At 61.4% G+C, this 6,818-nt stretch carries 11 protein-coding genes; 4 read left to right on the top strand and 7 right to left on the bottom strand.

The genetic code is table 11. The features are described 5' to 3' along the window. Positions 1-141: 141 nt before the first annotated feature. From FV242_RS31985 to FV242_RS31975, 4 genes are all read right to left on the bottom strand, one after another. On the bottom strand, positions 142-330 hold the full coding sequence (locus tag FV242_RS31985) for a hypothetical protein (protein ID WP_147941744.1): 189 nt from the start codon (positions 328-330) through the stop codon (positions 142-144). Positions 331-339: 9 nt separating this feature from the next. After that, positions 340-600: a hypothetical protein gene (locus FV242_RS31980; RefSeq protein WP_147941743.1), complete on the bottom strand. Its 261-nt coding sequence runs from the start codon at positions 598-600 to the stop codon at positions 340-342. Between the two features lie 118 nt (positions 601-718). After that, on the bottom strand, positions 719-883 hold the full coding sequence (locus FV242_RS35045; protein ID WP_187278653.1) for a hypothetical protein: 165 nt from the start codon (positions 881-883) through the stop codon (positions 719-721). Further along, positions 880-1,131, bottom strand: a complete 252-nt coding sequence (locus FV242_RS31975; RefSeq protein ID WP_147941742.1) for a hypothetical protein — start codon at positions 1,129-1,131, stop codon at positions 880-882. The genes FV242_RS35045 and FV242_RS31975 overlap by 4 nt, the downstream gene beginning before the upstream one ends. 573 nt (positions 1,132-1,704) lie before the next feature. On the opposite strand from FV242_RS31975, the gene FV242_RS31970 reads away from it, so the two are divergent. Then, complete coding sequence (locus FV242_RS31970; RefSeq protein WP_147941741.1) at positions 1,705-1,926, top strand: hypothetical protein; 222 nt, start codon at positions 1,705-1,707, stop codon at positions 1,924-1,926. A 2,422-nt stretch (positions 1,927-4,348) separates the two neighbouring features. Next, a complete protein-coding gene (locus FV242_RS31945) occupies positions 4,349-4,531 on the top strand; it encodes a hypothetical protein (protein WP_147941737.1) in 183 nt (60 codons plus the stop codon). Between the two features lie 168 nt (positions 4,532-4,699). Here FV242_RS31945 and FV242_RS31935 read toward each other — a convergent pair whose 3' ends face one another. From FV242_RS31935 to FV242_RS31920, 3 genes are all read right to left on the bottom strand, one after another. Next, positions 4,700-4,906, bottom strand: coding sequence for a hypothetical protein (locus FV242_RS31935; RefSeq protein ID WP_147941735.1), 207 nt, complete (start codon positions 4,904-4,906; stop codon positions 4,700-4,702). Positions 4,907-5,069: 163 nt separating this feature from the next. After that, the gene (locus FV242_RS31930; RefSeq protein ID WP_147941734.1) at positions 5,070-5,555 is read right to left on the bottom strand and encodes a hypothetical protein; all 486 of its coding nucleotides are present in this window, start codon (positions 5,553-5,555) and stop codon (positions 5,070-5,072) included. A 351-nt stretch (positions 5,556-5,906) separates the two neighbouring features. Beyond that, positions 5,907-6,152, bottom strand: a complete 246-nt coding sequence (locus FV242_RS31920; protein ID WP_147941732.1) for a hypothetical protein — start codon at positions 6,150-6,152, stop codon at positions 5,907-5,909. A gap of 211 nt (positions 6,153-6,363) precedes the next feature. On the opposite strand from FV242_RS31920, the gene FV242_RS31915 reads away from it, so the two are divergent. After that, positions 6,364-6,552, top strand: a complete 189-nt coding sequence (locus tag FV242_RS31915) for a hypothetical protein (protein WP_147941731.1) — start codon at positions 6,364-6,366, stop codon at positions 6,550-6,552. Positions 6,553-6,565: 13 nt separating this feature from the next. Further along, complete coding sequence (locus FV242_RS35040) at positions 6,566-6,724, top strand: hypothetical protein (protein ID WP_187278652.1); 159 nt, start codon at positions 6,566-6,568, stop codon at positions 6,722-6,724. The last annotated feature ends 94 nt before the right edge of the window (positions 6,725-6,818 follow it).

Below are 6,818 nucleotides of genomic sequence, written 5' to 3'. Positions count from 1 at the left end.
CTGCCCGACCATCCCGCCCGGCGTCTTGACGACCTTCTGCCCTGGAACTGGACCCAGCCTCAGCCCCGGCAGATCGCAGCCTGATGCCCCGTCGGAAGCACAACTGCGGCCTTCACCGTAGGCGTACTCTCCAGTTGAGCTTTAGCTTTTTTCACTGAGTGTCGTCCGTTCCATACCCTTCAGAGGCACACCAGTTCTGAAGCGATCGTACTTGCGGCCGATCGTGTCGAGCTGCGGACCACGTGCCACTCTCACCATGACGCGATCCGTATCTGTGACCACGCGCAGCAGCCGGGTGCGAAATAGCTCATCGGGCTCGGGGTTGCTCATGCTCGGACCTTAGCTCAAAGCAGCCTCGTCGGACGGATCCAGTCCGAGCGCTTCCATCTGGGCAGCAATTTCCTGGATGACCTCTTGGACAAGCGGTGGCCATGCCACCTGGTTCGCCTGAAGGAACCGAGCGGCGCTGATCAGGGCTGTCAACTGGTTCGAGGGGATCGGGAGCTGCATGACTTGTAATGCCAACACCTGCTCTGCGAGCTCGTTCATCAGGTGTAGAACCTCGGCCATGCCCTTGGCTGTCGCGCTGGTACCACTCATTCTAGGTAACTCTTGCCTTCAAGGCTTGCTGATACGACCAGACTTCTTCGATGCCTACGCCTTACGTTCTCGGATCGGATCTCGGCCCCATTCTCGGGGATGAACTCCAGGCCGGCGGTCATGATCGAAGATCCGCGGCTGCTACGACGACAGCCGTCGCGACAGCTGCAACGGCACAGTCCTCGAACGCGTATTCCAAACCGATCGCTTCAAGCAGGCGCACCGCTGTGACAAGCACGACCGCCACACTTATCGCCGCAAGCCGGTTCCAGATCTGGTTCATCCAGCGGGCTCAATGCCAAATTTGCTGACGCCCAGCCATTCCAAGGCCGCCGGGTACGACCCAAAGGCATGGCTCTGGGCCGTGAAGGGTGCGGGGCGCTCAAGCGGCGTTGTCTCGTCCAGTAGGTCGATCTGCCATTCGCTCTCTAGGCCGTCACGGTCCATGCTGCGCACTAAGGCTGCGACGAGGCGGCCATCCAGCAGCACATCGTAACTGCCGGGGGGCAGTTGATCCACGGTGTAGGTCACAACCGTTCCTTGATGCGGAAGCCCACGGGGCGGCGGGTCAGGCCTAGTGAGCTGTGATGCAGATACCTGTGTCACAAGCACCTTCCCCAGTGACGTGGATATCCCAGACCTCGTAATCCGGCGCTATGCCGCACTCGCCCAAGCGCCAGACATAGCGCCTGTCGCGTCATCAACGAGCCTTGAAAGCCATAGGTCGTAGCACCTACTCAATTTGAGTGAGTCCAGGCTACACAAGAACTTTTGATCAAAAGTAGTATCAAGACGTGCTTCCTAAACTTCGGGCTTTTCCGGCACAATTCTTGCTTTGATGATCGACAACACGCACCTTAAATGCAAACACAACTTAAATTTGTTTTTTCGGCCGTGACGGTGTCTGTTACACCTTGCGGTTTATCGCGGGCCGACATGAGAGTGTACCCCAGTGAAAAATCAATGTTCGCTGAACGACAGGTTTTAGTTTTGAGGTCAGTCACGAGTGTCTGTAGTGGAGTGTGTAGCCACTGCCGTGTCGTTTCACACTACGTAGTCGGATCAATACGCCCTTCCGAGAGCCTCGCCCGGAAGGAAGCCTAGGTGCCAGAGCGTTTCTATTTCGATATCGAAAACGGCACGGAGACGATTTGTGACGAAGAGGGCGTGGAGGCTGGAAGCTTAGAGGAAGCGCTGGAGGAGGCGCGTAACGTGATCAGCGAGATGGCTGATGAAGTTGCTGAGGATCATCCGGGCGAGCTGTGGATGCTGGCTGTACGGGATGTAGGCGGATCGCTGGTCGGACGCCTGCCCATCAAGAAGTGATAGCGCCGGCGATATTCGGAGAGGCCGACGAGGCCGTCGATGAAGCGATCAATCGATCGGGCTGTCGTCTAGCGATACTCTGAGGCGCCACCGAACAGCGCCATCGGCATCGCGGACGGCGGCTACGTAGTCCTGTCGGCCTGGAAGATCCGCAAGACCCTGCGTAACCCTGGTCATTATTCGGACCGCCTGGGCGCGCGCTGCATCGAGGTTAGGCACTTCGTAGCCCTCCCGGTCACGTAGCACCGCGGTGCCATCATGGAGGTCTATAAAATAGCGGGGCATGTGCGGGCCCAATGTAAGCTGCGCGTGCCTCACTTACGCAGTTTTCACGCCTAAATACGATCCCTCGGCCCGTGGCTCTGACGCGCTGGCACCGACTACATCAACATGGCATCTTGGGATCATGACGACGTCCGACCCAGGCACCTGCGAAGCGAAAATTGGGGGCATCTGGCGTTCGATCAGCCTGGCCGAGGCCAAGGGCGTCTACGCGATGGCGCAGAAGCGCTGCCCCTCCTGTCACGGAGCCGTGGTGCTCTCGGGTTCGTATGCCGAGTCAGGCCGCCGGAGACTCGCGCACCGCAAGGCGCATACCGGATGCCCGCTGGATCTGAAGCGGTACACAGGTCAGCCTTCACCACATCCCCAAGCGCTTACCTGACGGCCAGCTCGGCCGTCCGCCCGATTTGATCACGGGCTGGCGGGGGAGGTCGCCCCCACCTGGTTCGAACGCGAAACGATTTCCCTCACGCACGCGTTACCGGCGTTCTTTGACACAACGAGGTTCTGATGCACCAACGCTCAATTGCGGCGTCTATCTCGCTTATGCTCCTGCTTTCGGGAGCGGCTTACGCACAATCGCCGACGGCAGCCCCTCCTGCTACGGCTCCCGGTGCTCCGCCGACTATGGCTCCCGGTACGCCTGGGGTGGCAGCGCCGCAGCCTGGTTCGACTGGAGGACCGGCAGCCGTCACCGGTACCCCGACCGGTCAGCCCGCCGATACCATGACGAACAACTCAGCAGCTGGTGGCAATGCCGCTCAGCCCTCGCGTGCCGTGCCCCAGGGCGGCGGTGGCGGGAAGTGACGTTCCGACTATAACAATGAGACGAACCTCGTTTTAAGTAGCTATTGGTTCGTTCCTGAGACCACGAACTTCATAAGCCCGCCTGGTTTGCCGCGGCGGGCTTTTTTGTTTGCACGGCAGCGCTACAATGGCCTCGGGCACCCGCCTCAACAGCTGGCGCCATCAGAGCTTCGGACGCTGTGGTGAAACCTTCGTCCGAAGCTGAAAGCCCGTCCGATCTGTCATCGTAGCGGGCTTTCCTATGTCTGCGATGCTGGTAGTCTTTAGACATGCACCCGGCGTAACGCCCCGGATGCTCCCTTAACTCAGCCCGCCTGGTTCGCCGGCGCGGGCTTTTTCATGGCCCGGGCTTTGCCGTAGGCGCTAGCTCGTTGATGAGACCACGAGCCAACTTCGCGGCGCGCTCCTGACGGGGTGCGCCGCACCTTCCGTCAAATTGTACAGAACCACGGGGCGGCAGATGGCGGAGGCGGATTAGTTGTTCGACCAGCAGGCCTCCCGATCACCAAGGTCGCTGACGGTGCCTCTCTGGAACGCGCTTCCCGTTCAAACGATCTCTTCGAACTTACACCGTTCGTTCGATATCTAGCGAGCGGCGATCAGTCGACTGTCAATTTGGTATTTCATGTCGAGCTATAGATGATCCTCGCCCCCGAGGAAGGAGTCGAAGACGCGACCCGTCTGGACGTCGACGACGGGCACAAAAACGCATCCCGCTCCGCAGTCAATCGGCACGAGGCGTGTTGACGGTCACGACCTCGGAAATCCGGGAGGCCGATGGGACCTCGGTATGGGGCGGCGGCGTAGGCTGCGAAGTCGGGCGCCTTCGGTTTGGGTGTACTGGTGCCTGCAGCTGGTTCCACCTAACCCGCCGGCTTTGAGATCCTTACGGTGTTGAACGCCGCGACCATTGTCGGCGAGACGCGCAGTGCAGAACGGTCACTTCAATGAAGGACCGCATACCGTCCGCAACCACCGCTCTCTCGAAAGCCTGAAGGGCCTCCTGATCGTCAGCAAAGGTCTGCTCCCAACAGTGTGGCGACATACTGGACCAACGACTTCCAGGGTCCACTCGTCCTCGGTGTCAGCAGAGCGGTGGATGTGAACCTCCACCGTGATGCCATCGCGAGTGACGTGGCCGCCCAGCGACGAGAATTCCAGTTCACGATCTCGTATTACCACTGGCCGCCTCCATCGAAACCGCTTCGCCTTCAGCGATCTCCCCTGCAAGGCGGCTTTAAGCCTCAATGGGTCGGGCAAGCAGAAGCGCAGACCTGACCGCTGCACGCCGGCTGCCCCCCTTGGCCGTAGGCTCCTTAAGGGTAGCCGTCGCATGGCGATCCGCTTTTACGACAGCTGTGAGGTCGACGGTGAGTCCAGGGGCAAGCTCGAATGCCCCAATCTTCGAATTGGCCAGGAAGGCTTCGACTGCGGCGTCGAGGTCGGCCCGCGTGATCCTTCGGGCATGGACCAGATCGCCGATGCTCTCCGGCGGCGACTTAGCTTTGGCCACTGAGCCCTGCTCGCTCCAAACCCTCGAGGGGCACACCGGTCCTGAACCGATCATATCTGCGACCGATCCTGTCGAGTTGCAGGCCCACCGCCACCAGCGTCATCGGTCGATCCAGTTCCGCGACTACCCGCAGCAGTCGGGCGCGAAAAAGTTCATCCGGTTCAATATCGCTCATGGCTCAACCACGGTCGAGGCCGCTTTCACCTTGCCCAGGTGACTGGCCAGAACATCGATGGCCTTCTCGACGACCGGTGGCCATGAGATCTCGTTCTCGAGGAGGAAGCGAGCCGCAACGGCGAGAGCTTCGAGCTGTTTCTCATCGAATGGCTGGCCCGAAGCCTGGGCTTGAAGGACCTGCTCGGCGAGCGCTATCGCCATGCTGATGATCCGCGTTGGATCCTCGACCTCTCTCACTTCAGATAGCCCTTCGCCTTCAGGTGCTCGGTGGTACGGCCTGCTCGCTCCAATGCCTATCCCTTCCGCTCTCGGAACCGGATCCCGGCCCCGCCGCCGTTCTCGGGGATGAACTCCGGGCCGGCGGTCATGCTAGATGCGCCGAAGCGACAGCGATCCCACCAAACTCTGTCATCACTGCGCGCAAAGCTACGTCGTCGCTGACCAGCGTGGCGCCGAGTTTCAGTGCCGTCTCGGCTATGACGATGTCGCGGATCTGATTGGCATCCTTCCTGGGTGGCTTTGGATCTAGCGCCTTGAGGCGAGCCAGCATCACGTTGAAGCGACCGGTCCCATCATTCCAGTGTGCCTGGCCAAGACCGGCGCCTTCGATGCCGATGCAGAATGAGGTAGCAGCGCACAGCCCTGGCGCTACCTCTTCCATAACCCGAAGCAATCCGGCTCGCCGGGCGGGCGCCCGCGTAGCTTGGCACTCATCTGCTTGTACGCCGAGGACAAGGAAGCGACGACCAGCCTTATTGGGTACCGGCAGCACACCGTCCAACACTCGCGAGAACACATTGGTATCGAGCATGAAGGCCGGCGATGAGCTGTCCGCCGGCGCGTCGCTCACGGCCGGGTCGGACTCTCGCGCCGGTTCAACCACAGCACCCATACGGCTAGAGCGCCGCCGCCTAGCGGCACGGAAAGCAGAAGCAGAAGTTGAGCGGTCGTCATGGCTGAAGACCCTTTAGGGAAGCCCGTGCCGCTGAATGTATGGCGCCACTGACCATCCAGCAAACTGCCATGACCACGAGCACTAGGAATGGGCTCTGCGCCCCAGGGCCGGAGGTTAGCACAGTCGAAATGAATGGGGCGAACCCGCCCACCGCGAAGACCGCGACCGCCAACCCATTGAGGTAGGTCGCTGAGAGCTTCCGCCGCTCGTTCGCGACGAGCTTGTCCCGCGCCTCCCCATTGTCGTTCACATTTGATCCTTGCGGCGCAGCTTCACGCCAGGCTCGCCGTCGTTGAGGAAGATTAGCCCCGCCTCTTCAAGCGCTCGTTGGACCGCTTGCACGTTCACGGATCGCCCCGCGATCGGCCCAGCTCCTGCTGCTTCCATATTCCGGATCGTGTTGACGTTGAGGCTGGCTGCCTCAGCAAGCCGAGACTGTTCCATCCCAATGAGCGCGCGCGCCGCTTTAAGCTGGTTGCCGGTGGTAAGCATCTGTTCTACTTAATGGGCTATCTATGTATCACACCTATAAATCTGTTGGAATGGAGATGAGGGAGCCGTATCTAGTTTTAATACCTAGATCGGAGCCGACAAATGGCCCACCGGACCGTCTCCTGGAATAACTTCTCCCGCAGCCTGCACGACAGCCGACCGGCAATCGCCCCCGGCCTGTTGTTGGCCAAGGCCCGCATCGACATGTACGGTGCGCACCACCCGCCGCCCTCTGTTCGCCGCCGGCCAGTTCGACTGCGGCGCTATCATGTCGGCCGCGGCCTCCGCCGCCCGCGCCCATCAGGAGCGGTACGGCTGTACCTGGGCCGAGGCGATGTCCGTCTGCCTCACCGCCAGGTGGCGCGCCGCCAAGATGGCCCGCTACCTGGCCGCGCACTGAGGGGAGGGGCGCCATGAACCACACTGTCCCCCTCGGACTACGACCGCCGACGGAGCGCCTCGCCCACGCCCGCCAGGACCATGCGACCTGCCTAGTGCTGGCCGCCTCCTACCGGGTCCGCATCACCCGCGCCGACGGTGACGCCGCCGACCTGCGCCAGCGCCACACCTAGGTCATCGACCACGCCCGAGCCCTCCGCGCCCGCTTCCCCGGTGTCCTAAGCGCCCCGCAGGCCTGACCAACCGGACGCCACACGTCCGCTTCCC

Origin of the sequence: Methylobacterium sp. WL64 (genome assembly GCF_008039945.1) — a bacterium.
Taxonomy (GTDB): Bacteria; Pseudomonadota; Alphaproteobacteria; order Rhizobiales; family Beijerinckiaceae; genus Methylobacterium.
Note: the sequence above shows the minus strand (reverse complement) of the source record. Positions and strands in the feature narration are given on the sequence as shown.

Bases quoted from the DNA above. Each gene is read 5' to 3' on its own strand.
- FV242_RS31985 (WP_147941744.1), bottom strand. From the start codon at position 330: ATGAGCAACCCCGAGCCCGATGAGCTATTTCGCACCCGGCTGCTGCGC.
- FV242_RS31980 (WP_147941743.1), bottom strand. From the start codon at position 600: ATGAGTGGTACCAGCGCGACAGCCAAGGGCATGGCCGAGGTTCTACAC.
- FV242_RS35045 (WP_187278653.1), bottom strand. From the start codon at position 883: ATGAACCAGATCTGGAACCGGCTTGCGGCGATAAGTGTGGCGGTCGTG.
- FV242_RS31945 (WP_147941737.1), top strand. From the start codon at position 4,349: ATGGCGATCCGCTTTTACGACAGCTGTGAGGTCGACGGTGAGTCCAGG.
- FV242_RS31935 (WP_147941735.1), bottom strand. From the start codon at position 4,906: ATGGCGATAGCGCTCGCCGAGCAGGTCCTTCAAGCCCAGGCTTCGGGC.
- FV242_RS31920 (WP_147941732.1), bottom strand. From the start codon at position 6,152: ATGCTTACCACCGGCAACCAGCTTAAAGCGGCGCGCGCGCTCATTGGG.
- FV242_RS35040 (WP_187278652.1), top strand. From the start codon at position 6,566: ATGAACCACACTGTCCCCCTCGGACTACGACCGCCGACGGAGCGCCTC.